The 24,761-nt window shown below is 66.6% G+C and carries 26 protein-coding genes and 1 pseudogene; 8 read left to right on the top strand and 19 right to left on the bottom strand.

Translation table 11 applies throughout. The features are described 5' to 3' along the window. Nucleotides 1-678: 678 nt before the first annotated feature. Nucleotides 679-933 carry a glutaredoxin family protein gene (locus tag LI337_RS08250; protein WP_227229330.1) on the top strand — a complete coding sequence of 85 codons (255 nt, stop codon included), beginning with the start codon at nucleotides 679-681 and terminating at the stop codon, nucleotides 931-933. A gap of 6 nt (nucleotides 934-939) precedes the next feature. Here the strand turns inward: LI337_RS08250 and pyrE are convergent, their stop codons facing one another. The 8 genes from pyrE to LI337_RS08210 form a co-directional block, all read right to left on the bottom strand. Then, nucleotides 940-1,464: an orotate phosphoribosyltransferase gene (gene pyrE, locus LI337_RS08245; RefSeq protein ID WP_227229329.1), complete on the bottom strand. Its 525-nt coding sequence runs from the start codon at nucleotides 1,462-1,464 to the stop codon at nucleotides 940-942. A gap of 175 nt (nucleotides 1,465-1,639) precedes the next feature. After that, nucleotides 1,640-2,401 (bottom strand): archaeal proteasome endopeptidase complex subunit alpha, encoded by a 762-nt coding sequence (gene psmA, locus LI337_RS08240; protein ID WP_227229328.1) that lies wholly within the window; start codon nucleotides 2,399-2,401, stop codon nucleotides 1,640-1,642. A 4-nt stretch (nucleotides 2,402-2,405) separates the two neighbouring features. Then, nucleotides 2,406-2,885 (bottom strand): Rpp14/Pop5 family protein, encoded by a 480-nt coding sequence (locus tag LI337_RS08235; protein WP_227229327.1) that lies wholly within the window; start codon nucleotides 2,883-2,885, stop codon nucleotides 2,406-2,408. Continuing rightward, nucleotides 2,885-3,544, bottom strand: coding sequence for a class I SAM-dependent methyltransferase (locus LI337_RS08230; RefSeq protein WP_227229326.1), 660 nt, complete (start codon nucleotides 3,542-3,544; stop codon nucleotides 2,885-2,887). Before LI337_RS08230 ends, LI337_RS08235 begins: the two co-directional genes overlap by 1 nt. Next, nucleotides 3,528-4,241, bottom strand: a complete 714-nt coding sequence (locus LI337_RS08225; RefSeq protein WP_227229325.1) for an RNase P subunit p30 family protein — start codon at nucleotides 4,239-4,241, stop codon at nucleotides 3,528-3,530. The genes LI337_RS08230 and LI337_RS08225 overlap by 17 nt, the downstream gene beginning before the upstream one ends. Before the next feature lie 81 nt (nucleotides 4,242-4,322). Further along, nucleotides 4,323-5,033, bottom strand: coding sequence for an SDR family oxidoreductase (locus LI337_RS08220; RefSeq protein WP_227229324.1), 711 nt, complete (start codon nucleotides 5,031-5,033; stop codon nucleotides 4,323-4,325). Nucleotides 5,034-5,375: 342 nt separating this feature from the next. Continuing rightward, on the bottom strand, nucleotides 5,376-8,993 hold the full coding sequence (locus LI337_RS08215; RefSeq protein WP_227229323.1) for a DNA polymerase II large subunit: 3,618 nt from the start codon (nucleotides 8,991-8,993) through the stop codon (nucleotides 5,376-5,378). A 42-nt stretch (nucleotides 8,994-9,035) separates the two neighbouring features. Next, nucleotides 9,036-9,455, bottom strand: a complete 420-nt coding sequence (locus LI337_RS08210) for a PPC domain-containing DNA-binding protein (protein WP_227229322.1) — start codon at nucleotides 9,453-9,455, stop codon at nucleotides 9,036-9,038. A gap of 119 nt (nucleotides 9,456-9,574) precedes the next feature. On the opposite strand from LI337_RS08210, the gene LI337_RS08205 reads away from it, so the two are divergent. The 4 genes from LI337_RS08205 (at nucleotide 9,575) to LI337_RS08190 (ending at nucleotide 12,201) form a co-directional block, all read left to right on the top strand. Beyond that, nucleotides 9,575-10,054, top strand: coding sequence for a hypothetical protein (locus LI337_RS08205; RefSeq protein ID WP_227229321.1), 480 nt, complete (start codon nucleotides 9,575-9,577; stop codon nucleotides 10,052-10,054). Nucleotides 10,055-10,230: 176 nt separating this feature from the next. Beyond that, complete coding sequence (locus LI337_RS08200; protein ID WP_227229320.1) at nucleotides 10,231-10,749, top strand: helix-turn-helix domain-containing protein; 519 nt, start codon at nucleotides 10,231-10,233, stop codon at nucleotides 10,747-10,749. A gap of 62 nt (nucleotides 10,750-10,811) precedes the next feature. Continuing rightward, entirely contained in the window at nucleotides 10,812-11,183 is a 372-nt protein-coding gene (locus tag LI337_RS08195) for a toxin-antitoxin system TumE family protein (RefSeq protein ID WP_227229319.1), read from the top strand. Nucleotides 11,184-11,433: 250 nt separating this feature from the next. Beyond that, the gene (locus tag LI337_RS08190; protein ID WP_227229318.1) at nucleotides 11,434-12,201 is read left to right on the top strand and encodes an RlmE family RNA methyltransferase; all 768 of its coding nucleotides are present in this window, start codon (nucleotides 11,434-11,436) and stop codon (nucleotides 12,199-12,201) included. A 42-nt stretch (nucleotides 12,202-12,243) separates the two neighbouring features. Here the strand turns inward: LI337_RS08190 and LI337_RS08185 are convergent, their stop codons facing one another. From LI337_RS08185 to tatC (LI337_RS08170), 4 genes are all read right to left on the bottom strand, one after another. Next, nucleotides 12,244-12,435, bottom strand: a complete 192-nt coding sequence (locus LI337_RS08185; protein WP_227229317.1) for a hypothetical protein — start codon at nucleotides 12,433-12,435, stop codon at nucleotides 12,244-12,246. 76 nt (nucleotides 12,436-12,511) lie between these two features. Further along, nucleotides 12,512-13,240 carry a queuosine precursor transporter gene (locus tag LI337_RS08180; RefSeq protein ID WP_227229316.1) on the bottom strand — a complete coding sequence of 243 codons (729 nt, stop codon included), beginning with the start codon at nucleotides 13,238-13,240 and terminating at the stop codon, nucleotides 12,512-12,514. A 78-nt stretch (nucleotides 13,241-13,318) separates the two neighbouring features. Then, nucleotides 13,319-13,495: a ribbon-helix-helix domain-containing protein gene (locus tag LI337_RS08175; RefSeq protein WP_227229315.1), complete on the bottom strand. Its 177-nt coding sequence runs from the start codon at nucleotides 13,493-13,495 to the stop codon at nucleotides 13,319-13,321. 111 nt (nucleotides 13,496-13,606) lie between these two features. Further along, complete coding sequence (tatC, locus tag LI337_RS08170; protein WP_227229314.1) at nucleotides 13,607-15,850, bottom strand: twin-arginine translocase subunit TatC; 2,244 nt, start codon at nucleotides 15,848-15,850, stop codon at nucleotides 13,607-13,609. Nucleotides 15,851-15,993: 143 nt separating this feature from the next. Between tatC (LI337_RS08170) and tatC (LI337_RS08165) the strand changes: the two are divergent. Continuing rightward, nucleotides 15,994-16,815: pseudogene (tatC, locus tag LI337_RS08165) on the top strand (twin-arginine translocase subunit TatC); the annotation flags it as partial. Nucleotides 16,816-17,822: 1,007 nt separating this feature from the next. Here tatC (LI337_RS08165) and sucD read toward each other — a convergent pair. Together sucD and sucC are read right to left on the bottom strand one after the other, a co-directional pair. Next, a complete protein-coding gene (sucD, locus tag LI337_RS08160) occupies nucleotides 17,823-18,692 on the bottom strand; it encodes a succinate--CoA ligase subunit alpha (protein ID WP_227229312.1) in 870 nt (289 codons plus the stop codon). After that, complete coding sequence (gene sucC / locus LI337_RS08155; RefSeq protein ID WP_227229311.1) at nucleotides 18,689-19,834, bottom strand: ADP-forming succinate--CoA ligase subunit beta; 1,146 nt, start codon at nucleotides 19,832-19,834, stop codon at nucleotides 18,689-18,691. The genes sucD and sucC overlap by 4 nt, the downstream gene beginning before the upstream one ends. An 829-nt stretch (nucleotides 19,835-20,663) precedes the next feature. Between sucC and LI337_RS08150 the strand changes: the two genes are divergently transcribed. After that, nucleotides 20,664-21,035 (top strand): rhodanese-like domain-containing protein, encoded by a 372-nt coding sequence (locus tag LI337_RS08150; RefSeq protein ID WP_227229310.1) that lies wholly within the window; start codon nucleotides 20,664-20,666, stop codon nucleotides 21,033-21,035. A gap of 97 nt (nucleotides 21,036-21,132) precedes the next feature. Here the strand turns inward: LI337_RS08150 and yciH are convergent, their stop codons facing one another. The 5 genes from yciH to LI337_RS08125 all read right to left on the bottom strand — a co-directional run bounded on the left by yciH (nucleotide 21,133) and on the right by LI337_RS08125 (nucleotide 23,936). Continuing rightward, nucleotides 21,133-21,426 (bottom strand): stress response translation initiation inhibitor YciH, encoded by a 294-nt coding sequence (gene yciH, locus LI337_RS08145; RefSeq protein ID WP_227229309.1) that lies wholly within the window; start codon nucleotides 21,424-21,426, stop codon nucleotides 21,133-21,135. A 127-nt stretch (nucleotides 21,427-21,553) separates the two neighbouring features. After that, a complete protein-coding gene (gene npdG / locus LI337_RS08140) occupies nucleotides 21,554-22,222 on the bottom strand; it encodes an NADPH-dependent F420 reductase (protein WP_227229308.1) in 669 nt (222 codons plus the stop codon). Nucleotides 22,223-22,334: 112 nt separating this feature from the next. After that, nucleotides 22,335-22,532 carry a DUF7534 family protein gene (locus LI337_RS08135; RefSeq protein WP_227229307.1) on the bottom strand — a complete coding sequence of 66 codons (198 nt, stop codon included), beginning with the start codon at nucleotides 22,530-22,532 and terminating at the stop codon, nucleotides 22,335-22,337. Then, nucleotides 22,529-23,395 carry a TIGR01548 family HAD-type hydrolase gene (locus LI337_RS08130; RefSeq protein WP_227229306.1) on the bottom strand — a complete coding sequence of 289 codons (867 nt, stop codon included), beginning with the start codon at nucleotides 23,393-23,395 and terminating at the stop codon, nucleotides 22,529-22,531. Before LI337_RS08130 ends, LI337_RS08135 begins: the two co-directional genes overlap by 4 nt. Before the next feature lie 118 nt (nucleotides 23,396-23,513). Next, entirely contained in the window at nucleotides 23,514-23,936 is a 423-nt protein-coding gene (locus tag LI337_RS08125; RefSeq protein ID WP_227229305.1) for a UPF0146 family protein, read from the bottom strand. Nucleotides 23,937-23,975: 39 nt separating this feature from the next. Between LI337_RS08125 and LI337_RS08120 the strand changes: the two genes are divergently transcribed. Continuing rightward, complete coding sequence (locus LI337_RS08120) at nucleotides 23,976-24,497, top strand: archaemetzincin family Zn-dependent metalloprotease (RefSeq protein ID WP_227229304.1); 522 nt, start codon at nucleotides 23,976-23,978, stop codon at nucleotides 24,495-24,497. The last annotated feature ends 264 nt before the right edge of the window (nucleotides 24,498-24,761 follow it).

Raw genomic sequence — 24,761 nt, 5'->3', positions numbered from 1 at the left:
GCGCGTCGCTTCGCTCCGCGCGCTCATTCAGTCCAGTGTTGTCGGGCGACACGGGAGTCGCCCGACTGCTGGCGAGAGCTTCGCTCTCGCTCTGCTTACGTCGTCGGGGCGGGACCGAGACGCCGGCCCCTTTCAGTCCCACCCGGTGGAATTTGCGCCCCATCGTGCAACACCCGGTGGACCAGTCGGATCAGCGATGGCCTACCTGCGACCGTCGGCGCGACACGAGGTCGCGCCAGCCCACGCGACTGGTAAGTGTTTCGTGAGCTGTGATGGAAGGTCGGCAGTGCTGTCGCGGTGCGGTCGGCGCGCGCGACTTGACGCGTGCGAGGGATGAGTAACGCAACCGAGCGCGCCCCTCGTGGGCGCGCTCCCGTGAGTCACGCAGTCGGTTGGGGAGGCTGTGGCTCGTTCGATTGCGGTGTTGTGGCGGTGTTGTGGCGGTGCTGTGGCGGTTCCTCGCGCTAGCACGAGTAGCGTTGCTGTTGTGGTCTGCGGTGTCGTCGCTGTCGCAGTCGCGGTTGCTGTCGCAGTCCCCGACGCCATCGACAGCAGTCGTTCTCGCGGTCCACACGTCCACGCGACGACACACGAAAACTGACTCGTAGTCTCGCGGTTCGGACCACTCAACGCACGAACCCACCGCGTTCTTTAGCGTGGATCACGTACATAGGTCCGATGTCAAACCTCATCCTCTACGAGTTAGAGGGCTGTCCCTACTGTGCGAAGGTGAAGAACAAGCTGGCCGACCTCGGACTGGAGTACGAGTCGCGGACGGTCCCGCGCTCTCACTCCGAGCGCACCGAGGTCGAGGAGATCTCGGGCCAGACCGGCGTCCCGGTGCTGATCGACGAGGAGCACGGCGTCGAGGGGATGCCCGAGTCCGACGACATCGTCGAGTACCTCGACGAGACCTACGGCTCCGCGAGCTAACTCGGTTTATCGCGTTTTCTCGGCCAACAGCTCCGAGGCCGTCAGTAGCGACTCCAGTTCGACGCCGTGCTCGGCCAGTAACTCCGAGGCACCCTCCTCCCGATCCACGACCACCAGCACGCGGTTCACGACCGCACCGGCTTCGCGCAGGGCCTCCACCGCGTCCAGCGCGCTCTGGCCGGTCGTGGCGATGTCCTCCAGGACGACGACCTCCTCGCCCTCGGTGAGCCGACCCTCGATGCGGTTGCCGGTCCCGTACTCCTTCGCCTGCTTCCGGGCGATGACGTAGGGGCTCCCGGTCTCGACTGCCGTGACTGCCACCAGCGGGACCGCACCGAGTGCCACGCCGGCGAGTTTCGCGTCGCCGACACGCTCGGCGAACGCCTCGGCGATCAGGCGGAGACACTCGGGGTCGGTCTCGAACAGGTACTTGTCCACGTAGTAGTCGCTCGTGCCGCCGTGGGACAACTCGAACTCGCCGAACCGCACTGCGTCGGCCGCCTCCAGTGCGGCCCGTAGCTCGTCGGTCATACCCGAGTGCGGTCGCCGTGGTGGCATAAACCGGGCGGTTCGCCGGCGTGGCCGACGCGTCGGTGGCGTCGCGACGCCGTGGCCACCGAACCACTGGATCGCTGTCGCTGGACACTGAGAACCGAAAACCGGGGTCGGGACGCGCGATACTACACGGCGACCGGGGAGTGGGGTGTCACTCCTCGGAGTCGTCGGTCGGTTCCTCGGACGCCAGCAGGTCGTGTTCCGTCAGGTAGCTCTCGATCTCCTCGTTCGACAGGCGGTGGAACTCGCCGGTCTCGGCGTCCACGGTCCCGACGCCGACGCCGTCCGGTTCCAGGCCCTCGTCGTCGGTCGACGCGAGCGTCTCCAGTGCGAGACTGACGCCGCCCGCGAGGTCTGCACCCTCGACGTAGTTCTCTTCGAGGTAGTCCTGCAGATCACGCCGCTCTGCGCCGATGGCGACGGCCTTCCACTCGTAGGGCGTCCCCGAGGGGTCCGTCTCGTAGAGGCGCGGTTCGCCGTTCTCCATCCCGCCGATCAACAGCGCGACACCGAACGGGCGCGCGCCGCCGACCTGCGTGTACTGCTGGATGTAGTCGGTGACCTCCTTCGTCAGCGTCTCGATGCCGATTTGCTCGCCGTAGCGCAGGCGGTTGACCTGCGTCTGCCGGCGGGCGTAGTCGATCAGTTGCCGGGCGTCGGCGACGTGGCCGGCGCTGGCGATGCCGATGTGGTCGTCGGCCTTGTGGATCTTCTCGACGCTGGTCGGTTCCATGAGCGGCGAACGGGAGCGCTTGTCCGCCGCGAGGACGACGCCGTCCGCCGTCCGGATGCCGATGCTCGCCGTCCCGCGCTTGACCGCCTCGCGGGCGTACTCGACCTGGTAGAGTCGGCCGTCCGGCGAGAAGATGGTGATTCCCCGGTCGTAGGCCTGCTGTTGGGCTTGTCCCTGCATAGTATCACTCGAAATCGAGGTCCGTCGCGCCCGCGAACCCGCCCGGCAGGTGAACGTCGGAGGCCCGTCCTCTGTCTGAGACGGTCCGGGTCTGGGCGTCGAACACGACGGTTCTCTCCCGAGAAACTCCGGCCCGGCGTCCTAAATACCTTTCTTCACAGGCACGTACCGTCCCCGAGACACCCCGTACGCGCAGGCCGACCGGCGCGCCCGCGACCGTGCCGATACAGGCGAGTGCGGCCCGCGCCGTCTCGACCTCGCCGCGCCGGACGCGGACGATGGTCTCGCCCGCACCTCCTGCGAAGTGGAAGTCGAAGACCGTCAGGTCGGCGTCGGCGCTCTTCGTGTCGCCGACGAGGTTCTGGGCCGCGAACCACAGCGCCCGCTGGAACGCGCCCCGCGAGAGGTCGGCGTCGGGCCACGTCTCGATGCCCACCGCGAGGTAGCGCCAGCGCGGCCGGACGTGTTTCGGGAGGTGTTTCATCACTCGGTCGTCTCTGTCGCGTCGTCACTCCTCTCGGCGACCGACTCGGCCGAGACGGTGTTCTCGGCGACCAGCACGCCGACCTGTTCGTGGACCATCTCGACCGCGGTGAGGGCGAACCCGGCGTCGGTCAGCGCGTCGGCGAGCAGACCGACCGTCGAGGGATCGTCGACTTCGGGGCTGTAGAACGGCTCCTCCGGATCGGGCGTGCCGAAGAACATCACGTCCCCGAGGACGAAGCGTCGGGGACCGAGGTCGGCGATCACCTGGATCGCCTCCCGCTTCTCGTCGTCCGAGAGGTGGTGCATGGCGAAGTTCGAGACGACGACGTCGACCGGGCCGTCGTAGTTCGGGTCGCGGAAGCTCCCCTCGCCGAACTCGACGTTGTCGTGGCCGCCGGCGTCGGCCTTCTCGCGGGCCTTCGCCAGCATCCCCTCGCTGATGTCCCGACCGATCACCCGCTTCGCGTCGGCGGCGAGCGCCAGCGCGATGGCTCCCGTGCCGGTGCCGAGATCCAGAACCGTGTCGGACGAGGCGGGATCGGCGTACTCCACGACGAGGTTCGCACAGGCCTTGTACTCCGGACTGTCCTGACTCTCGTCGTAGTCGTCGGCCCACTCGGAGAAGCGGTCGGCGTGTTCCTCAAGTGTCCTCTTCATGCTTGCCTCGTTTCACGCCGGGGGCAATGAACTCCTCGGACGCTCGCTCTCGATTGCGGTCCGCGAGTCGTCCCCACTCCGCGAGCCCCGACTCGATCTCTTCGGGATCGAACCCGATAGTCTCGCCGACTGCCCGGAGTTCACGCGGCGCGCGCAGTTCGAGGTGGCTCCGGGGCGATCCGGTGACGACGAACGGCGTGTCGTACTGCCGGACCAACTCGCGCAGTTTCCGGAGTTTCTTCAGGTGTTGGACGCGCCGACCGCCGTCCGAACGGAGCACAGGGCCCAACTCGAACGCGATACGGACTCCGTTGGTCGCGGCAGCCTTCGCCAGCACGTGGTTCACGTCGCCGCCGTCGGCGAACGGCCGAGTCAACACGTCGACGCGCTCCGCCTCGACGGCGTACCGGTTCACGGCGTCGGTGCCGCCACGGACACAGAGCAGGGTCGTCTTCGGGCGGTAGTTGCCGACGCTCCCGCTGGCGGATTGGGGGTCGTCGGCGTCGATCTCCACTGCGTCGACTACGTCGACACCGAACTCGCTCCGGATGTCGGCAGTGGCCGGTTCCGACTCGGGGGCGTCGGTCGGTCGCGTCCGCCGGCAGACGACGCCGTCGAAGCCGTACTCGCTCGCGGTGAGCGCGTAGCGACTCGCGGTGGACTCGCCCTCCGGGTACGGCGCGACGGCTTCGTACACGGTCGGGGTGAGACGGCGCGGGGCTTTCGGTGTTGCGCTTCGTGTGGGGAGTGTCGCCGGCAGAACAGTCCGACCGGTGGCTCAGGCTTCGCCGTACACCGGGACGGCCGCACCGCTCGTCACCGCGGCGGCGTCCGAGCAGAGGAACATGATCACGGAGGCGATCTGCTCTGGTGTCACCCAATTCGAGAAGTCGGAACTGGACATCATGTCGCGGTTCATCGGGGTGTCGATGACGCTCGGCATGACCGCGTTCGCGCGGACGGTCCCGAGATTCTCCTCGGCGATGGTCTCGGTCAGGAGGCGGACGCCCGCCTTCGTGGCGCGGTAGATGCCGTCGCCCTCGCCGCCCTCCAGCGAGGACCGCGCGGAGATAGAGACGATGGCCCCTTCGGTCTCCCGGAGGTGTGGGACGGCGTGTTTCGAGGTGAGGAACATCGTCTTCAGGTTCACGTCGAACAGGAAGTCGAAGGTGTCCACGTCGGTCTCGTCGATTGGCGTCCCCCCGCGCCACGTCCCGGCGATGTTCGCCACGTAGTCCAGTCGACCGTGGTCCGCGACGATCTGGTCGATCACGCGCTCCACGTCGGCCTCGTCGGTGAAGTCGCCCTGATAGAAGTGGACGTCCCCCGCCGGGTCGAGCAGGGCGTCCTCGTCGTCCGGTTCGACGATGTCGGCGGCGGCGACCGTCGCTCCTGCATCTCGGAAGGCGTGGGCCACGGCACTGCCGAGTGCGCCCGACGCGCCGGTGACGAGTGCTACCTTCCCGTCGAAGTCGAAGTTGACCGTCATGGTGTGGTGAAGGTCCGCAAACAGAATAAAAGCGCGGACGGGAGCGTCGTCTCACGCCGGAGCGACCCGTCTAGTCGAGAGTTATCACTTATCACAACGGGTCTGAAAATTCAGCCCATGAGGCGTGCGAGTAGAATCAAAATAGCGAGTGCGACACCGGCGACAAAGATGACGGCTGGGTCGCCGGGGAACAGATTGACCAAATCACTGAGTGCACTAAGAGGAGGCATTAGACGCATATCCCCACATACCATACTAACTGACATATCGCTTTTGCCCAAATTGACCGAAGAAGGATTCAGTGGTTGTCCAACAGCAATTCAGGGGTCTGAATTCTAGAGTTCACATGAAGTCCGCGATACCGGACTGCTTGTTGTGGTCGTTCTCGAAGACGCTCTCCAGCGACCGCTCCAGCACCTCTAACCGCTGTTTCGTGTAGTCCCGACAGCCGAACTCCTCGGCCACCTCGATGGCGGTGTCCATGTACTTGTTCACCGATCCCTGATGCACCGTGAGGTTCACCCGGCCGCCACACTCCCGGCAGTCGCCGGTCAGTGGCATCCGGCGGTACTTCTCCCCGCAGTCGAGACAGCGCGTCTCCTGCCGCGAGAACGCCCGGAGGTTCCCGATCAGGTCCGGCAGGAAGTGGTACTCGATGACGCGCTCCGCCACGTCGGTCTCGTCGACCGCGCGGAGCTTTCTGGACAGTGCGAGTTGGGCGTCCATCTTGTCCATCATCGACCCGAGGGTCTTGTACGCCGACAGCGACGGCCCGAGGTGGATGTTCGAGGTGTCGTGGGTGTGGTCGAAGCCGTGGTACTGGTCCTCGGTGCCGAGGGTGTCCTCGCCGATCTGGATCAACTCCTCGACGTCGCTCGGGTCGGCCATCTCTAAGGTGGCCTCGTAGAACTCCTCGGGGTACTGCCTGACGATGTCCATGTTGTGCGCCTCGTCGTCGATCTCGGCGGGGTCGATGCGCGAGGACATCACCAGTGGCGCGTCCATGCGACCCCCACGCTTGTCCGGGAGGTACTGCTTCGAGAAGTTCAGCAGGCCGTCCATGAGGAGCATGACGCAATCTTCGTCGCCGTCACAGTTGCGTCGCTTCGCGGCGTGGAAGTACGGATGCGCGTACCCGACAGCAGCAGACGTAAAGCCGACCACTCGGCCGACGACGGCGGCCGACGTGTGCGGTGCCATTCCGAAGACGAGTTCACCGACCAGATCGTCGCGCTCGTCTACCTCGTAGAACGCCGGCAGGTCGTAGAACTGCGTCAGCAGGTCGTCCACGAAGTCGGCCGTCTTCAGCATGTGCTCGGCCGCGCCGTCCGAGAGAACGATGTCCTGTACCTTCAGTTCGACCAGTTGGTCGTCGAAGCGCAGTGGCTCGCCGTCGATGTCGGTGTCGTAGCCGAGTTCCCGGAAGTGTTCGGCGGTCACGTCCAGTTCCGAGGGTCGCACCGACGTCACCGGCAGGTCGGTCATGTCGTACCGGACCGTGCCGTCCTTGAACGACGAGACGCCGCGCTTCGCCCGGAGGATGCCCTTCTCGATGGGTTCGGGCGTCTTGTCCGCCGAGGTGAGTCCCTTCACGCCCTTGAGGATGTCGTAGGAGGCCTCGCGTTCACCGACTCGCTCGTGGGCATCGCGGAAGGCCGCCCCGAGGTCGATCTCGTGCCAGTCGACCGAGGAGACCTCGCGGTCACAGCGCGGACACTCGACGCGCCCGGACTCGTCCGGTTCGGCTTCGATCTCACAGTCCTCGCACTCGTAGTACGCCTCGGTGTGGGTCGCACACTCGGGACACAGCGTCCGGTAGGTCTCCGCGTCGCAGTCGGGACACCGGCGGGTGCCGACCTGCACCTCGACGATGCCGCGCTGGCCGGCCTCGTTGCGGGCGCGGGCCGCGTCCGCGACGTTGCGCTGGGTACCGCCGGCCTCCCCGATGGGAAAGAGGGTGTGGACCGCCGGCGAGAGGTCGCGGCTCTCGGACTTCTCGGGGCGGCCCATCCGGTTGCCGATCCGGGTCGGCGCGCGTTCCCTGACCTCGAAGGGCGCGACCTCGTTGACCGCCGCGACCGCGTTGTCGCCCGGGTCTTCGACCGCGTGCTCGCGGGCAGATGCCGAGAGGTCGTCCCAGGTCTGCTCCAGTTCCGGCGTCACGCCGAGCGACGCGGCGAGCAGTCGCCACTCGGGAATCCGAATCGCCTCCTCGGTCTGGGTGTGTTCGACGAGGAGTGATTCGAGCGTCGTCTGCAACTCGTCGGTTCGCTCGATTCGGAGGTCGCCGGAGATCGGATCGGCCTCCTCCGACCGGAGGTCGTCCGGGATCGCTCCTTCGACCGCTCCGCCGTCGCCGGCGACGACCTCGCCGCTCGCGACCGCGTCGGCCAGCGTCTCGAACGCCTCGACCGACACGTCGTGCCAGAGGTAGGTGAACTTCGGGTGGAGCGGACAGTCGTACTCGGTCGCCCACTCCAGGGCCTCCTCGGGCGTCGGGTCGTCCAGATCGACGTGCGGGGAGTCTTCCATCGCCTGCACGTCCCCGCCGGCGGACTCGAACTCCTGGACCCACCACTCGACGGTGTACGACGCCGGCGCGAGTGGGTGGTTGTTCTCCACGAACTCGCCGTAGTTGACGAGATACTCGCCCAGGTCGAGGATCTTCTCGACGCCGTTTCTGACTTCGAGTGCCTCCTCGGGGTCGTCGATGCGGCGCACGTCGCCGTTCGCGAGTCTGACCGTCGGACCCTCGATGGAGTCGACCGGGACGACGCCGGCCGCCTTCCCCGGGCGCTCGGTCTTGATCTGCGTCCCGGTGGCGAGGAAGTCGTCCACGAGGTGCATCGTCGCGGGGTGGACGCCCGCCGTGGCGAAGCCGTGGTTCCGCGACCGGCCGTACCGGAGTCGGAAGCCGCCGGACTCGGAGGGGTGGCCGAAGACGGGTCGCCCGGCGATCAGGTCTCGGAGGAACTTCGTGGAGGGCTCGACGCGGAGTGGGCCGGCCGGTGTGTCTGCGGGCGTCTCCTCGTCGGTCTCGTCACCTGTGTCGGCTCCCTCGCTCTCCTCGTCGGCTTCGGACTCGCTTTCGGCGTCGTCCGCCGCCTTCGAGTCGTCTTTGCCGATGGTGCCGTCGATGAGATCCTGGAGCCACGGCCAGTCGACCTCGTCGAGTTGGCGGGTGTACCGCTGAATCTTCGGGGCCTTCAGTGCGATCCCCTCCGCGAGGACGAGACACATCCCGCCGCGAGCGTTGTTGGTGTCAACGCGTTCGAGGTCGCGGAAGCCCGAGACCTCCTCGTCGCCGGTCGCCTCGCCGTCCAGCATGATCGGCATGTGCTCGGCGATGAACGTCGACTCCTTGTCTTTCGGCGTGTACTGGAGTCCGGTCTCCTTGTCGTAGAGGTTGACCTCCTCGGCGTAGCGTTCGATCTCCTCGTCGCGGGCCCTGTACTCCTCGACGCCGATCAGCGTCCGGGTGTAGTCGGCCACGAGGACCGAGAGCGCTTGCGCCGTCCCGCCGGCAGAGCGGATCGGGCCGGCGTAGTAGACGTTGATGAACTCGGTCCCGTCGTCGTTCTCCAGCAGTTCGACGCGGTCGATCCCTTCGATGGGGGCGGCGACGACCCCCTCGGTCAGCAGGGCGACGGCGGTCCGGACCGCGCCTTCGACCTTCCCCTCCCTGCTGTCGTAGTCGCCGACCTTCCCCTCGGCGAAGTCCTCCGCGAGCGCCAGCGCGGCCTCCTCGCGGGACATCTCGCCCTCTAACTCGCGGACGCGCTCCGCGACGCCGGAGATGCCGAGGATGTTCTCCACCCGGTCGGCCATGTCCTTCGCGACCGGAATCTCGACCGCCTCTTTCGGATCGTGGCCCTGCGCCTTCGCGGCCTCGGCGCGGTCGAACGCCTCGTCCAGCCGACTCTCGATGCGCTCGAAGTAGCGTTCGTCGTCCTCGCGCATCACGAGCACCTCCCCTCGGTCGATGCGCCCATCACCGACACCTCACAGCCACAGGTCGAGGTCGGTCACGTCGTCGTGTTCGCGTTCCAGCGGTTCCTCGAACGTCTTGAGGTACACCTCGCCGGCGAAGACCGTCGCGGCGTTGAGGTGGCCGGCGAGCGTCTGGCCGCTCGGGCGGGAGAGCGCGACGTGGGTGTGCGCGAAGGGTTCGTCGTCCAGCAGGGCGACGTTGCCCACGCAACTGGCGACCTCCAGCGGTTCGTCGAACCGCACCGACCGGTACTCGTAGTCGGACTGGTCGTAGAACCAGATCTCGGCGTCCTGCACCGCGCCCATCCCGAGGAACCACGCCGCGTCGATGTCCTCTCGCGCGGCGAACTCCTCGATCTCCTGCCGCCAGTCGGCGTCCGTGTCGAGTCGCAGGAGGAACTCGCGGCTCCCCGTGACCTCCCGGTAGTTCATAGCCTGACGGATGGACGGGGGGATGAAAAATCTGTGCTGTCCGGGCGTCCGTGTGAGCCAGCGACTGGGTCGGTGGATACTCGGCGGTCGCGGCCGAAGCACCGACGGACTGCCCTCCGATGCTCGACAGACGACACACCCTCCGACTCGTCGCTGGCGGGACCGGCACGCTCGCTCGCACTGCGGCACTCGCTGGAAGCACCTCGCTCGCTGGCTGTGCCGGTCCACTGCTCACACCGACGTACCGCATCCACTCACTCGGCGCGTTCAACCGCGACCGCGACCCACACGACCTCACGCTCCGGATCGACCGCCGCGACGAGATGGTCTACGAGGAGACGGTGCGACTCGACGCGATGCGGGACGGCGAGGTCGGCGGTGCCGCGTTCACCGGCGATTGGCCGCGTGACCGTGGGCCATGGGTGTTGTCGGCCAGAGTTGACGAGAACGACTGGGCGGCTATCGGTCCCGACCTGAGAGAGGGGCAGGCGGACTGCTACTCCATCCGGTATCTGATAAACGAGGAAGGACTGCTGACACCGTTCACCGAATCCTGTGCCGATCTCGGCGTCGAAACGACCGGCTCTGAGTCGGAGTGAGCGACGGTCGGAGACAGCGCCGGCACGCCGAGACAGCACCGGGACGTTGGGACAGCGCCCGGAGCCGTGAGGGAGCCGTGTACTCCGGTACCGCAACCACGGTTCGTGACACCGAACCCGAAACACATATTTTTGCCAGAGAAAGAAATATGTGTGTCACCCTCGTCGGTCGAGGCATGGTAGACGACAGTCCGAAGGACGACCCCCCGCCGTTCGAGCAACCTTTCGGGGACGAAGACACTAAACAGCGCGTCTACGGCGCGGTGCTCCACGCCAGAGAGCCGATGTCCGCCGCCGAGATCGCAGAGCAGGCGGACTGCTCGGTGCAGTCTGCCCGGACACATCTCTCGTTTTACGCCGACCTCGGCATCGTCGTCCGCCACGAGGGGCGACCGGTCCGGTACGAACGCAACGACGACTACTTCGAGTGGCGACGAGTGAACGAACTGGCGCGAGAGAACACCATCGACGAACTACAAGCCCGCGTCTCGGAACTCACGGACAGGATCGAGACGTACCGCGACGAGTACGACGCCGAGTCGCCTGCCGAAGTCGACGTGCTCGGGTTCGATGCGCACCGAATCGACGACGTGTACGTCGATCTCGGCGACTGGGCGACCGCCGTCGAGGAACGTCGGTTCCACGAACGCGCTCGGCGGAAGGCCGCCGGTTCGACCGCTCCGTCACACAGCTAACGATGGTTCCGGTGGACGACGGCGCGAGTCCTGCGCCGATAGATCGGGCTGTGTTGGAGCAGATGCGATCCCGGTTCGCCGGCAGTCGCACGGTCGAGCGGGCGGAGATCGTCGAGGCGGAGCGACTACACCTTCGCGTCGAACTGTCCAGTGAGTACTATCCGGACGAGGCGACCGCACGGCTCGAGGTTCGTTGGTATCGTAACGACGACTTCAATTTCCACTACAGAGAGGAGCGAAGCGACGACACGTGGATGTGCTGCTGGGATCGACACCCGAACGCACACAACGCACGCGACCACTTCCATCCACCACCGACTGCGAGTCGAACCGACGCAGAGAACGCTCAGTGGCCGAGCGACCATCGTGACGTCGGTCGACTCGTCTTCGGTCGTATCGAGGAGCGCATCGAGACGCTGTGGGAACGAGCGTAGGTGGAACATCACCGGCGACGGTCAGTTGGGTGACCATCCCGGTCACGACACTTCGAGCAGAGTCAGCTCTGTGTCCCCGATTGCCGTCCACTGGACCGTCAGATGGCTCTACGTGACACGCTTCGGCACCGACGGTCGTCACCTCGCAGGCACAGTCACTATCCGACGTACCTTTCCGGATCGACCGCGACAGCACAGGTATGACCACGGATTCATCGGCGATTCGACCACGATCTGGGGTGAGCAATCCATGAGCGGCAAAGACGAGTACTACAACCGCGCGAAACAGGAGGGCTACCGCAGTCGGTCGGCGTACAAACTCCAGCAACTCGACGACGACGCCGGCCTCATCGCCGAGGGCGACACGGTCGTCGACCTCGGGGCCGCACCCGGCGGCTGGCTCCAAGTCGCCGCAGAGCGCGTCGGCGACCACGGCACGGTCGTCGGCGTTGACCTCCAGCGCATCCGCGACGTAGACCACGAGAACGTCGAGACGTTCCGGGGCGACATGACCGAGGAGCGCACCCGGACCAAACTCCGCCAGCGCGTCGGCGAGCAGGGAGCAGACCTCGTCATCTCCGACATGGCACCGAACATGACCGGCGAGTACGGCCTCGACCACGCCCGGTCGATCCACCTCGCGCGACAGGCCTTCGAGACCGCACTCGAACTGCTCGGGCCGGGCGGCGACCTCGCGGTGAAGGTGTTCGACGGGCAGGACCTCGCGGACTTCCGTGCCGATATGGAGACCGAGTTCGAGTACGTCCGGGCGATCCACCCCGACGCCTCCCGCGACGAGTCCTCCGAACTCTACCTCGTCGGGAAGGGCCTGCTGACCGCGCCGGTGCGGGTCGGCGACGAACTGGAGGTCGACATCGTCGACACCGGCAGCGAGGGCGACGGCATCGCTCACGTCGAGGGCTTCACGCTGTTCGTCTCCGGCGTCGCGGAGGGCGACACGGTGACGGTTCGCGTCGAGGACGTGAAACCGCGGTTCGGCTTCGCCTCGCCGGTCTGATCGGCGGCACTGCTCGCCGACCCGGTCGGCTTCTGCGTTCGCTCACTCTGGATTCTCGAGGACTAGGTCGAGCGAGAGACTGGCGTCGCAGTCGCCGCCGCGCCACTCCCCGCCGCCACAACCACCGGCCGCCACGATGTCACCGAACGAGGTGTAGCTCCCGCACTTCGGACACCGGACGCCGCCCTCCATCGCCTCGCTCTCGGCGAGGCGGATGCGCCGCTGTGTCGTCACGAGTGACGTTCGGTAGCAGATCGCATAAAGCGGTATGCTGGCGATCCGACCGGTTCTGCCGGCAGTCTCTGCCGACTCAGTCCGGCGACGAGACGCCGCCACCACGGCCCGACTGGCCGCCGAGCACGCCGACGACGGCGTAGACGAACGGGGTGTCGGCGACCGCGATCAACAGTTTCAGGACGTACTGGCCGACGAGCAGGGGGACCAGTCCGGCGAGCGGGATGATCGGACTGCCCGACAGGACCAGCGGTGCGGCCCAGAAGCCGACCGTCACGAAGATGGCGGTGTCGATGGCCTGGCTCGTCGCAGTCGAGCCGAGGTTCCGGAGCCACAGCGCGTCACCGTCGGTCAGCTCTCGCAGGCGGTGGAAGACGATCACGTCCCAGTTCTGGCTGACGACGTAGGCGAGCAGACTCCCGATCACGATGTTGGTGCTCGCGCCCAACACGGCCGCGAAGTCGCCCGGCGGGACGCTGCTGGCCGGCGACGCGGGGGCGACGATGGTACTCCAGACCAGCGCCAGCATGACGAAGTTCATCGCGAACGCGACGTTGACGAGCGTCTGTGCCGACCGCTTGCCGTACAGTTCGGCGTAGCAATCCGACGCGAAGAACGTCAGGGCGTACGCCAGCGCCGCGCCGGGGAGTGCCAGCGTCGACCCCGCCAGCGGGACCGCGAAGGGTAGCGAGAACGCCAGCACCTTCGCCGCCGTCAACTGTGCGGTGACGAGGGCGGTGACGAACAGCGCGATCAGGACGATCTGGCCCGTCCCGGCGCGGCCGCCGGTCGCCGTCCCGCTCATCGAGGATCACCCGACGGGCTGGCTGGGGCAGTCGCCTCACTCGTCCGCGTCGAGTCGCCGGGCCGGCTCTCGGTGTCCTCACTCATCGTCGTCCAGTCGCCCGTGGCGGGCGTCGATGTCGTCCAGCATGTCGAGCGTCTTCCGGATCGAGGCCCGGACCGCGTCACTCCGGTTCACGAACTTCTTGTCGTCGCCGACGTGCTCGTCCAGGTCGGCGAGCAGTTCGTCGGGGATCTCGACGCTTATCTTGGTCATACCCGAGGATTCTCGTGGGAATATAAAACGTCAGCGTTCCGACGCTGCCGTCGGCAGACGCGCCGGCGGTCACTCGCTCACGTCGCGGTTCGAGGGTCGGCCGAGCAGCACTCAGTCGGCCGCCTGCGCCTCGCCGCCGGTCTCCGTCCGACTCGGGGCGAGGTTCCGGCGGCCGCCGAACGTCACGAGCCACAGGATGCCCAGTCCGGTGCCGTAGGCGGCCATCATCGGGATAGTCGCGAGCAGCATCGTCGAGATACTGGCCGGCGTGAACAGCGCCGCGAAGGTGAGGATGCCGACCGTCACCTCGCGCCACCGACCGCGCATCGCCCGGTAACTGACGCCGGCGGTGTTCAGGAGGACCATCAGCACCGGGATGTCGGCGAGCAGGCCGATACCGGCCGTCATGAAGAAGATCAACCAGAAGAAGTTGGTGATCCGGTACCGGATGAGCATGTCCGCCTGCACCGCGTCGGCGACGAGATACGAGATGACCGTCGGCGCGATGTAGAGGTAGCCGAGCACGAAGCCGCCGATCAGGCCGGCCGCGAGCGCCGCGATCCAGCCGAAGATGACGTTCCGGTTGCCACGGACGATGTTCCGCTCCCGCAGGGCGGGCCACGCGAAGTAACCGACGAACGGCGCGGTGGCGATGGCCGCGATGACTGTCGAGAACTTCACCTGGAAGATCAGCGCCTCGACCGGGTGGAGCGCGACGACCGTCAGGAACTGCCCGTCCTGCAGTTGTGGTGGGAGTCTGCTGGTGAAGTTGTCGAAGACGATCGCCAGTCCGCCGAGGTAGAGGCCCGTGAACGTCACCGCCAGCGTCACCATGAAGATGGCGACCAGCCAGAAGGCCCGCGAGGTGAGACTGTCGAGGATGAACTGGATGTCGGTGTAGTAGCCCCCGATGTCGTCTTCGTCCTCCTCGTCGTCGTCCGACAGTGCCGAGAAGAACGACTCGCCGGCCCGCCCGGCCCGGTCGCCGATGTCGTCCGCGACGCCGGGAATCTCCTCGGCGGTGCCGCCCTCGGCGTCGGAGTCGGCCTCTGCTGCCGCCCCGTCGGCGTCCGCCCCGGCCTCGCGTTCGGACTCCGCCTCGTCGAAGCGGTCGAGGATGACGCGGGCCTTCTCCTTGTCGCCCTCGTCCATCGCCTCGTTGGCGAGTTCGAGTGCCTGCGGTTCGGTCATCTCCTCGAACGCCTCCGGCGGGGCGGCCCGCACGCCGGCGGCGTCAAGGATCGAGATGTCGATGCCGGCCGGCGTGCCCGTCTCCGCCTGGTCGGTGGCGACGATCCCGTTGTAGACGAAGTACATCACGGCACCGAGCGCGAAGAGGAGTGCGCCGACGACGCCGAAGACGGCCGTCTCGGCCGTCGCCGACAGCGGGAGCGTCCCGCCGGCCCCGACGACCCGATAGTCGCTGACCGACGCCAGCAGCGAGTTGACGAGTTCGACGCCACCGCGCGTGTAGAACGCGTAGACGACGACGAAGCCCAGGACGCCACTGCCGGCGACGAGGTTCCACCGGTCTCTGGTCGTCGCCCAGACGTCGATCTGTTCGCTCCCGCGCTTCGCCGTGACGACGACCTTGGCGAGGTAGAGACTGAAGCCGTAGAGGAAGAGGAGGGGCACGGCCCACATGATCTGTGTGAAGGGGTCCGGCGGCGAGAACAGCGCGCCGAAGACGAAGATGAGGACGACCGCGTACCGCCACTTGTCGCGGAACGTCTCGTACTGGACGATGCCGGAGTACGACAACCCGGTGATCGCGAGTGGCATCTGTGCCGCGAGTCCGAACGAGAGCGTGAGCAGGAAGATGAACTGCGCCCACTTCACGATGGAGTAGGTCGGCTTGAACCCCGCAGACAGCGCGTTGCCCGCGAGGAACTCGAACATCACCGGGAAGAAGAACAGGTAGCCGTAGGCCAACCCGGCGAGGAAGAGCAGGACGGAGAGCACCCCGATCAGGACCGCCTTCCACGGCTCGACGGGCGACGAGGGCCACATCCCGCGCACCCGGAGCGCGTCACGGGAGTAGTAGATGAACGCCGGGAGACAGACGATGACACCGACGACGAGCGATATCTTCGCCTGTAAGAGGATCACGTCGAAGGGGGTCTGTGCGATGATCTGCACTTCCTCGCCGAGCACACCCTCCATCCGGGCCTTGGTGACGTCCTTCAGGAAGGGCCAGACCGCGTAGCTCAGAGCGTAGAACGCGCCGAGGAAGCCGACGAGGAAGACGATGAAGACCTTCTGGAGGTCCTGCTGGGCGGCGCGCAACATCGCGCCGGCTGTTCGCCGACCCTCGTCGATAGTGCGGCGAGTGTCCTCGTCGAGCGCGCTGGACATACTATCCGACATAAGCCGAGTTCGCGTTATCAATCTTTTTACCCCGACCGCGCCCGGTCGCCGCCGGATGGAAAAAGGCCTATAAGCACTGGGAAGCCACCATTCGATGAATGGCCGAGGAGTCGAACGCGACCACGGGACTCAGCGAGGCGACCGCAGACACGGCGACGGCGGACGCCCCCACCGCAGAGCCGGACTACCCCGCTCCCGACGAGGACGACGGCGGCCTGTTCGGCGACGGTCCCGAGAGCGACCAGGAGATGCCCCTCACGGAGCACATCGAGGAGATGGTGCGCCGTGTGGCGGTCGTCGTCGGCGTCGCCATGGTCGTCACGCTGGCGGTGTTTCCGGTCGCGGACTCCGCGATCAGTTTCCTCTGGAACACGCACATCCCGGATCTCCCGGCACAGGACACACGACCCCGACTGTACGCGCCGCTCGAACTGATCTTGACCGAGGTGAAGGTCGCCAGCCTCGCGGGCGTGGTGATCGGACTTCCCGTCTTCGTCTACCAGACGTACCTGTTCATGCGGCCTGGACTCTACCCGAAAGAGCGCAAGTACTACCTCGCGGCCGTCCCGACGAGTCTGATCCTCGCGCTGGTCGGCGTGGCCTTCGCGCACTTCATCATCCTGCCGGCCATCTTCGCGTACTTCACCTCCTACACGACCGGCACCGCGATCATCGCGTTCGGCCTGAAGGAGACGTTCAACCTCATCCTCATCCTGATGGGCTACATGGCCATCGTCTTCCAGATTCCGCTCTTCATCATGCTGGCGATCATGATGAACCTCGTCACGCGGATCTGGCTGGAGGACAAGCGCCTGCTGTTCTGGGGTGCGTTCCTCGGGCTGGCGTTCCTCGTGAGTCCGGACCCGACCGGGATGTCGCCGATTCTGGTCGCGGCGACGATGGTCGGTCTGTTCGAGGGGACCCTGGCCCTGCTTCGGTGGACCGGGAACTAGACTGTGGTTCGTGTGTCGGTTCTGTTTGCTACGTGGTGAACTCGGTCGAGTGAGTTGCAGAGGGCAGGAGGTGAAAGCTCCCGGCCGAGCTGGTTGCTGTAGAGTGAGTTGCAGACGACAAGCGGTGAAAGCCCCCGGCGTCTCGACCCGCCGCGTCTGGCGAGAGCGAAGCTCTCGCTGAGTCTCGTTCGGTTCCCTCACGAGACACTCGGTGCGCGCTTCCCTCACGAGGGCGCGTCGCTACGCTCCGCGCCCTCGTTCAGTCCAGTGTTGTCGGGCGACACGGGAGTCGCCCGACTGCTGGCGAGAGCTTCGCTCTTGCTCTGCTTACATCGTCGGGGCGGGGTCGAGACGCCGGCCCCTTTCAGTCCCACCCGGTGATTTCGCGGAGACTCATGCAACGCCCGGTGGACCAGTCGGATCAGCGCGAGCGCCTCCCTGTGACCGTCGGCTTGCCTGAACCGGGTGCATCCCGGCGAAGTGCGCGACACGGAGGTCGCGCCAGCCCATCTGACTGGTGGAGTGTGACGTGAGTAGTGGTGGGAAACCGGCGACGCTGTCGCGGTGCGGTCGGCGTCTTCGTGAGGGAACCGAACAGAGCGAGACCGGAGGTCTCGCCAGCAACCGGCGCGAAGCGCCGGTGACGACGGTCAGCGAGAGCTTGTCTCTCGCCAGACGCGAGGAACGCGCGAGGGAGGCGGACGCGGGCGGTGTCGAGAGCGTCCGCCGAGGCTGGGGAGGACGAGGTGCGGTCGCGGTTGCGGTGCAGGGATGTCGCGGTCGCGGTCGAATAGTCCGGTTGTCCCGGATCGAGTAGCGGTGCTGGTGCGGTCTGCGGTGCGGTCGCTGTCGCAGTCTACGATACGGCCGCTGTCGCAGTCTACGATACGGTCACAGTCGCGGTCACTGATCCAGTCGTCAGCCGAACCACTCGCCAGAAAGCAATCGCCCGCGAATCGCCATCAAAAATACGAGAAAACTGCCGAGTAACGACTACACGACCCGTCTTACAGGAAGTCTTCGATGGAGTCGGCCACTTCCTCGGGGGTGTCGCCGACCGGGACGCCCGCGTCGTTCAGTGCTTGAATCTTCGACTCCGCGGTCCCGGTCCCACTGCCGGAGACGATAGCGCCGGCGTGACCCATGCGCTTGCCCGGCGGGGCGGTTCGCCCGGCGATGAAGCCCGCGACCGGCGTGTCCATGTGCTCGGCGATGTACGCGGCGGCCTCCTCCTCGTCCTCGCCACCGATCTCACCGCACATGACGACCGCCTCGGTCTCCTCGTCGGCCTCGAACAGTTCGAGCGCATCGACGAAGTCCGTCCCGATGATCGGGTCCCCGCCGATACCGATGGCGGTGGTCTGACCGATACCGCGGCTCGTCAGGTTGTCGACGACCTGATAGGTGAGCGTCCCAGATCGGGAGACGAGACCCACGTTGCCGTCGGCGAAGATGTTGCCCGGCAGGATGCCGAGTTTGGCCTCGCCCGGCGTGATGATGCCCGGACAGTTCGGGCCGATCAGGCGGGTGTCGACCTCGCCCAGTCGCTTGTAGACCTTCGCCATGTCGCCCGTGGGGACGCCCTCGGTGATGGCCACGACCAGATCGAGCGGTGCGTCCAGCGCCTCGAACACCGCGTCGGCCGCGAACGCGGGCGGGACGAAGACGACCGAGGCGTCGGCGTCCTCCTCGCGCACGGCGGCGTGGACCGTGTCGTAGACCGGGACGCCGTGGACCTTCTGGCCGCCCTTGCCCGGCACCGCGCCGGCGACGACGTTGGTCCCGTACTCGATCATCTGCTCGGCGTGGAAGGAGCCCTCCCCGCCGGTGATCCCCTGCACGACGACGCGAGTGTCGTCGTCGACGAGGACGCTCATGCGTCCACCTCCTGAGCGTTCTGCACGGCACGTTGCACGGCCGCTTCGAGCGTCTCCTCTACCTCTACGAGATCGGTGTTGAGAATCTCCATGCCCTCTTTCGCGTTCGTCCCGGCGAGGCGGACGACGACCTTCTTCGGAATCTCGTCGAAGCCCTCCAGCGCCTCGTTGATCCCCTTCGCTACCTCGTCACCGCGCGTGATCCCGCCGAAGATGTTGAAGACGACGGCGTCGACGTTCGGGTCCGAGAAGACCATATCCAGCGCGTGGGTCACGCGTTCGGCCTTCGCACCGCCGCCGATGTCGAGGAAGTTGGCGGGTTCGCCGCCGTAGTAGTCCACGAGGTCCAGCGTCGTCATCACGAGGCCCGCGCCGTTGCCGATGATACCGACGTTGCCCGAGAGGCGTACGTAGTCGAAGCCGTACTCGTTGGCCTTCTTCTCCAGATCGTCCGAGAACGTCTCTTCTTCCAGTTCCGCGAGATCCGGCTGGCGGAACAGTGCGTCGTCGTCGATGTTCATCACGGCGTCGGCGGCGACCACGTCGTCGTCGCTCGTGATCATCACCGGGTTGATCTCGATCTCGGAGGCGTCACGCGACTCGTAGAGGTCGTACAGCGTCGTCAGGATTGAGGCCACGTCGCCTGCCACTTCACGCGGGATGCCGGCCTCGTAGACGACCTTCCGGGCCTGGAACGGATGCAGGCCGAACGCGGGGTCGATGTGCTCGCGGGCGATCGCCTCGGGGGTCTCCTCGGCGACCGACTCGATGTCGACGCCGCCCTCGGTCGAGACCATCGCCACGGGCTTGCCCTCGCCGCGGTCCATCGTGATCCCGACGTACAGTTCGTTGACGAAGTCGACGCCGGCCTCGACGAGGACCCGGTCCACGGTGTAGCCCTTGAGGTCCATCCCGAGAATCTCGTCGGCGTACTGGCTCGCTTCCTCGGCGTCCGAGGCGATCTTGATGCCGCCAGCCTTGCCACGTCCGCCGACGTGGACCTGTGCTTTGATGGCCGCCGGGAAGCCGATCTCCTCGACCGCCGCTTCGACCTCCGCGACAGACGTCGCCAGCCGGGAGTCCGGGACGGGGATTCCGGCGTCGGCGAAGATCTGTTTCGCCTGATACTCGTGCAGTTTCATACAGTCGTGGGACGGGCGGGTGCCCGCTTAAATCCCGATCATTCGTGACGTGAACTCGGTGTTGGCTGGTCGGGCGATCCGGTCGAGTGGATCTCCGTGGCTGGGATTGCTACTTGGACCACAACCACGACAGCACCGCAGGCCGCGACTGCGACCGACTCGTGGACCGCGACCCCGACAGCCCAGCAGACCGCGACCGCACCTCGGTCCTCCCCAGCCTCGGTCTGCTCTCAGCACCGCCCGCAGACCTCCCTCGCGTCTGGCGAGAGGCACGCTCTCGCTGACCGTCGTCACCGGCGCTTCGCGCCGGTTGCTGGCGAGACCTCCGGTCTCGCCTTGTTCGTTTCACTCACGAAGACGCTTCTCACGCGCCGACTGCACCGCGACAGCACAGCAGAAATTCGACTCACGACAGAGGTACCGGTCGAATGGGCTGGCGCGACCTCCGTGTCGCGCCGACGGTTACAGGGAGGCGCTCGCGCTGATCCGACTGGTCCACCGCGAGTTGCGTGCGCTTTCGCAGAATCCACCGGGCGGGACTGAAAGGGGCCGCGCTCTCGATCCTCCCCCGACGACGGTAGCACCGCAGGGAAGGCGAGCCGGCTTGCCGGCCCGCCTGACTGAGGAGCGCCCCGAGTCGCGGGAGGTCGAGAGCGCGGGGGCTTTCACCCCTCGTCGTTCACGACGTATTCGACCGAGTTCCCGACAACCGATTCGACCGAGCACCTCACGACGTATTCACCCGAATCGTCTGCAACCGATTCACGCGAGTTCTCTCAGACGTACCCCGACCGAGAAACATAAACCACCCACACCGCTACCGACTCCCATGGACGGCGAGATCGACCCCGACGAGGTGGCCGACCTCCTCGCGACCGACGGCGAGGGGCTGGCAGTCGTAGACATCCGCTCGAAACACGCCTTCGACCGGGGCCACATCCCCGACAGCGTCAACATCCCCTTCGAGCAGTTGCCGAGTCGGGTCGAGGAACTGGCCGACGCCGACCGCGTCGTCACCGTCTGCCCGCACGGGAAGGCGAGCGTGCAGGCCGCGCGACTCGTTGGCTCCTACGAGGGCACCGCCGACGCCACGGTCGAGAGCATGGCTGGCGGCCTCGAAGCGTGGGAGGGGCCGGTCGAGACAAGCGATCCCGACGGGGCGAGCGCCGAGGCCGACGAGGGACCGGACGCACCGTTCTGAGCCGCACTCGCTGGGAGACCGAGCGCGTTGCTACTCACGAGCGAACTCCCACTGACTCTGCGAAAAAGCGACTCGACGCGGGCCGGTCAGGTGACGATCACGCGACGTTGAAGCCTTTGTCGCGGAGGAAGTCCTCCACGCGCCCCGTGTGGTTCCCCTGCAGTTCGATGGAGTCGTCCTCCACCGTGCCGCCGCAGGCGAACTTGGACTTCAGGTCCGACGAGAGACTGTCGAGGTCCACGTCCTTGGGGTCGAAGCCTTCGATGATCGTTACCTCCTTACCGTAGCGGCGCTCGTCGATGCGGATGCTGATCTGCTGGGACTCTTTCGCGACGTCTTCACAGACGCAGAGTTCCTCGGGCAGCCCGCACGTCGAGCAGACTTCCGACATTAGTCCCGCCTACACGACCGGGCTATTAAACATTGTCGGGACCCACCGCCGTCAGGTGGTCGTATTCCGGTCCCTCGGCGGGTGTGGCGCGACTCTGTCGCTTCACCTCGAACGCCTCTCTCCCGCCTCAGGTGAACCGGATACCCAGATCGTGCAGGTCGTCGTTGTTCGACGCCACGTTGATGAGCAGCGGCGTCACGCCCTCGATCTCCGGCGCGTTGGCGATGCCGCCGGCGTCCAGCACGCGCAGGCCCTCGATCTCCTCGGCCAGCAGACGGACCGTCTCCTTGGCGTCCTCGTCGTCGCCGACGAGCAGTGTGTCGATACCCAACTCGGCGTCCAGGTCGGCGAGTCGACCGGCCGGGAGGTTGTGGAACGCGCCGACGACCGGCACGTCGTCGGGTGCCGCCTCGACTGCGAGCGCCGTCACGCTCCCCGCCGAGGGCCGGTGGTAGTGGAAGCCGTCCTCGTCGCGTTTCATTCCGGTCGCAGGCGTCACGAGCACGTCCTCGTCGTCCAGTTTGTCGGCGACCGACTCGACCGTGTCCGCGACGTGGTACGGCGGGACCGCGAGCACGATCACGTCCGCACGGTCGGCGGCCATCTCGTTGACGAACCCCTTGACGGTCACCTCGCGGCCGCGGCTGTCGAGTTCCGTCTCGTACTCCTCGGCTTTGGTGCGTGCCCGTGCGGGGTCGCGGGAGCCGATCAGTACCTCGTGGTCGCTGTCGTAGGCCCACCGGAGCGCGAGGCCCTCGCCGATGTCGCCGGTGCCGCCGAGTAGCGCGATTCGCATAGTTCGACTGTGTGCGGCGCGTCCCTAAGCCTTGCGCGACCGGCCACGACTGCCTCTGCCGGCGTGAGGCCGACAGAGACGTTCTGCCTCTGCCGGGGACAGAGAAGCCCTCTCAATCGACCAGTCCGCCGAGACCGAGCGCCTCGAACCCGCCACGATACGCGAGGAAGAAGGCGAGTACGGGCGCGAGAACGATCGTCGCCAGAAAGCCGACTTGCGTCGACGCCGGCGGGAGCAACAGCACAGTCAACAGCAGTCCCACGATGTCGAGGAGGACCATCGTCGAGACGAACAACGAGAACTGGTTCATTCGAGCAACTCCGGCAGGTCGTCGACGTGATCGATCACGGCGTCGGCTCCGACCTCGGTGAACTGCTCGCGGCCTGCCTCACCGCGCAAGCCGCCGGTCAACACGCCGATCCCGTAGTAGACCCGACTGGGGTCTGTCTCGTCGGCGTTCCGGGCGGTCAACACGTCGTCCAGCGTGTCGCCCGCGAACGCGACCGACTCGGCGTCGAGTCGCTTGGCGAGTTCGATCAGTGCCTCGGGGTCCGGCTTCCCGGCGGTGTCGTCGTCCATCGTGAACCGGTAGTCGACCGGCACGTCGAGACCGACCCGCGAGAGCGCGATCTCGGCTTCGGCCGCAGGCCGTCCCGTCACGACGCCGACCGCGTAGCGCTCGGTCAGCGCGTCGATCGTCGCCGGCGAGATCAGGACCGGTTCGTCCTCGATGTACCCCTCGGTCTCGATCGGTGGCTCGCCGCCCTCCAGTTCGCGGTACCGGTCGCCCCCGAGGTACAGCGCCTGAAAGGTGTCCCGCAGGGCGTCCATGTCCCACTTGTCCTTCACGCGCGCCTGTGGCACCATCGGCAGTGTCTCGCCGACGATGGACCGGGCGGCCGCCAACCCGCCGCCCCGTGTCTCGATCTCGTCGGTGAACTCCTCGAGGCTCATCCGGAGTCCCTCGCGTTTCGAGAGGACGTAGAGCGCCCCGGCGTACGTGAGTTCCCAGTCGTTGTTGAACCCCCCCGCGTTCTTGAAGTACTGAATCTCCTCGCGGGCGATGGTGCGCCCGCAGACGTGGTCGATGGCGTCGACGATAGCCCGGCGATAGGAGTCGGCCACGTCGACGAGCACCCCGTCGATGTCCAGTACGACCGCTTCGACTCGCATAGGGTACACCCCGCCGGCCGACAGGAAATGGTTTCCGGCTTTGTCGTCGCGTGACAGGTTCCGTCTCGCGGCCGCCGACCCACGCAGACGGGAGATCGGACCGGCCTCGACGAGTGGCTCAGGGACCGTCGCGTGCCACGAACAGCGTCTCGCCGGGGAGCGTCTCGCGGTCGACGGGGATCGCGGGCTGGTCGCCGCCGAGGGTCGTGAACAGGAAGTCTGCCCCGTGCCGGCGGGCGAGCGTCCGGATCGGGCGGTGGAGTTCCGGCGGACAGTTCAGCGCGTAGTACGCCGCGGCGCGGTAGCAGGGGTGCGGGTCGGACGACTCGCTGGCGGCGACCACGTCGTCGCGGACGAACCGCACTGCTTCGGGGAGCGCCACGCCGAATTCGCGTGGATCGTGGACGTCAGTCACCGTGACCGACACCCCGCGCTCGGCGAGGGCGCGGGCGACTTCCGGGCGTCGACCGACACCGATCTCGACCACCTCACGGTAGTCGGCGAGTCGTCGGACGAGCGCGGGACAGGCGTCGGTCGGCACGTCGGGATATTTATCACAGGCCACTGCTTAACCCCTTCCATGCTTGTGGATATCGTGCCGATTGGGGAGGTTCCCGCACAGGTCAAGCGGGAGGCCTCTGCCGCGTTGCGGTCGGTCTACGACTGCGACGTGACGGTCCACAACGAGCAGGGGATCCCCGACGGCGCGTTCGACCGGAGCCGGAACCAGTACCGGGCCGAGGAGTTCATCGAACTGGCGAGCAGAACCGGCTCCGGTGACAAGAACATCGGGATCACCAGCGAGGACCTCTTCTACCGCCGCCGAAACTACGTCTTCGGCCTCGCGTACCTCAACGGCTCCGGCTCCGTCATCTCCACCTACCGGCTCAACACCTCCTCGGACGGCGGCATCTCCACCAAGCCCGCGAAGGAGGTCTTCGCCGACCGCGTCCGGAAGGAGGTCGTCCACGAGATCGGCCACACGGTCGGGCTAGAGCACTGTGACAACAGCAAATGTGTGATGAGTTTCTCGCCGACGGTTCGTGAGGTGGACGTGAAAGAGGAGAACCTCTGTGGGACCTGTAGTCGGCTGGTTCGGTGAGCGTCTGAGAGCTGTCGGCTGAGGTAGTTTTTCGCGTGAACGCTGTCTAGTGAGTCGGAGACGAGAATTCTGTCGAGTCGGTCGGTGACGACGAGCGGTGAAAGCCCCCGGTCTCTCGACCACCGTCAGGGGCACGCTCTGACGAGCCTTCGTCACCGGCGCTCCACGCCGCCGAAGTGTGGTGCCCGAGGCGGCCCCACGCCACCGAGGTGTGGTGCCCGAAGCGACCCTCCGTCGCCGAGGTGTCGCGCCAGCCCACTCGAC

Source organism: Salinirubrum litoreum (genome assembly GCF_020567425.1).
Lineage (GTDB): Archaea > Halobacteriota > Halobacteria > Halobacteriales > Haloferacaceae > Salinirubrum > Salinirubrum litoreum.
Note: the sequence above shows the minus strand (reverse complement) of the source record. Positions and strands in the feature narration are given on the sequence as shown.

Excerpts from the sequence above, each read along its gene's own strand:
- LI337_RS08205 (WP_227229321.1), top strand. The coding sequence starts at position 9,575 with ATGCTCGACAGACGACACACCCTCCGACTCGTCGCTGGCGGGACCGGC.
- sucD (WP_227229312.1), bottom strand. The coding sequence starts at position 18,692 with ATGAGCGTCCTCGTCGACGACGACACTCGCGTCGTCGTGCAGGGGATC.
- LI337_RS08200 (WP_227229320.1), top strand. The coding sequence starts at position 10,231 with ATGGTAGACGACAGTCCGAAGGACGACCCCCCGCCGTTCGAGCAACCT.
- tatC (WP_227229314.1), bottom strand. The coding sequence starts at position 15,850 with ATGTCCAGCGCGCTCGACGAGGACACTCGCCGCACTATCGACGAGGGT.
- psmA (WP_227229328.1), bottom strand. The coding sequence starts at position 2,401 with ATGCAGGGACAAGCCCAACAGCAGGCCTACGACCGGGGAATCACCATC.
- LI337_RS08120 (WP_227229304.1), top strand. The coding sequence starts at position 23,976 with ATGCTTGTGGATATCGTGCCGATTGGGGAGGTTCCCGCACAGGTCAAG.
- LI337_RS08175 (WP_227229315.1), bottom strand. The coding sequence starts at position 13,495 with ATGACCAAGATAAGCGTCGAGATCCCCGACGAACTGCTCGCCGACCTG.
- LI337_RS08210 (WP_227229322.1), bottom strand. The coding sequence starts at position 9,455 with ATGAACTACCGGGAGGTCACGGGGAGCCGCGAGTTCCTCCTGCGACTC.
- pyrE (WP_227229329.1), bottom strand. The coding sequence starts at position 1,464 with ATGACCGACGAGCTACGGGCCGCACTGGAGGCGGCCGACGCAGTGCGG.
- LI337_RS08130 (WP_227229306.1), bottom strand. The coding sequence starts at position 23,395 with ATGCGAGTCGAAGCGGTCGTACTGGACATCGACGGGGTGCTCGTCGAC.
- LI337_RS08250 (WP_227229330.1), top strand. The coding sequence starts at position 679 with ATGTCAAACCTCATCCTCTACGAGTTAGAGGGCTGTCCCTACTGTGCG.
- LI337_RS08215 (WP_227229323.1), bottom strand. The coding sequence starts at position 8,993 with ATGCGCGAGGACGACGAACGCTACTTCGAGCGCATCGAGAGTCGGCTG.
- LI337_RS08180 (WP_227229316.1), bottom strand. The coding sequence starts at position 13,240 with ATGAGCGGGACGGCGACCGGCGGCCGCGCCGGGACGGGCCAGATCGTC.
- LI337_RS08190 (WP_227229318.1), top strand. The coding sequence starts at position 11,434 with ATGAGCGGCAAAGACGAGTACTACAACCGCGCGAAACAGGAGGGCTAC.
- LI337_RS08150 (WP_227229310.1), top strand. The coding sequence starts at position 20,664 with ATGGACGGCGAGATCGACCCCGACGAGGTGGCCGACCTCCTCGCGACC.
- LI337_RS08220 (WP_227229324.1), bottom strand. The coding sequence starts at position 5,033 with ATGACGGTCAACTTCGACTTCGACGGGAAGGTAGCACTCGTCACCGGC.
- npdG (WP_227229308.1), bottom strand. The coding sequence starts at position 22,222 with ATGCGAATCGCGCTACTCGGCGGCACCGGCGACATCGGCGAGGGCCTC.
- LI337_RS08230 (WP_227229326.1), bottom strand. The coding sequence starts at position 3,544 with ATGAAGAGGACACTTGAGGAACACGCCGACCGCTTCTCCGAGTGGGCC.
- LI337_RS08235 (WP_227229327.1), bottom strand. The coding sequence starts at position 2,885 with ATGAAACACCTCCCGAAACACGTCCGGCCGCGCTGGCGCTACCTCGCG.
- LI337_RS08195 (WP_227229319.1), top strand. The coding sequence starts at position 10,812 with ATGCGATCCCGGTTCGCCGGCAGTCGCACGGTCGAGCGGGCGGAGATC.
- yciH (WP_227229309.1), bottom strand. The coding sequence starts at position 21,426 with ATGTCGGAAGTCTGCTCGACGTGCGGGCTGCCCGAGGAACTCTGCGTC.
- sucC (WP_227229311.1), bottom strand. The coding sequence starts at position 19,834 with ATGAAACTGCACGAGTATCAGGCGAAACAGATCTTCGCCGACGCCGGA.
- LI337_RS08135 (WP_227229307.1), bottom strand. The coding sequence starts at position 22,532 with ATGAACCAGTTCTCGTTGTTCGTCTCGACGATGGTCCTCCTCGACATC.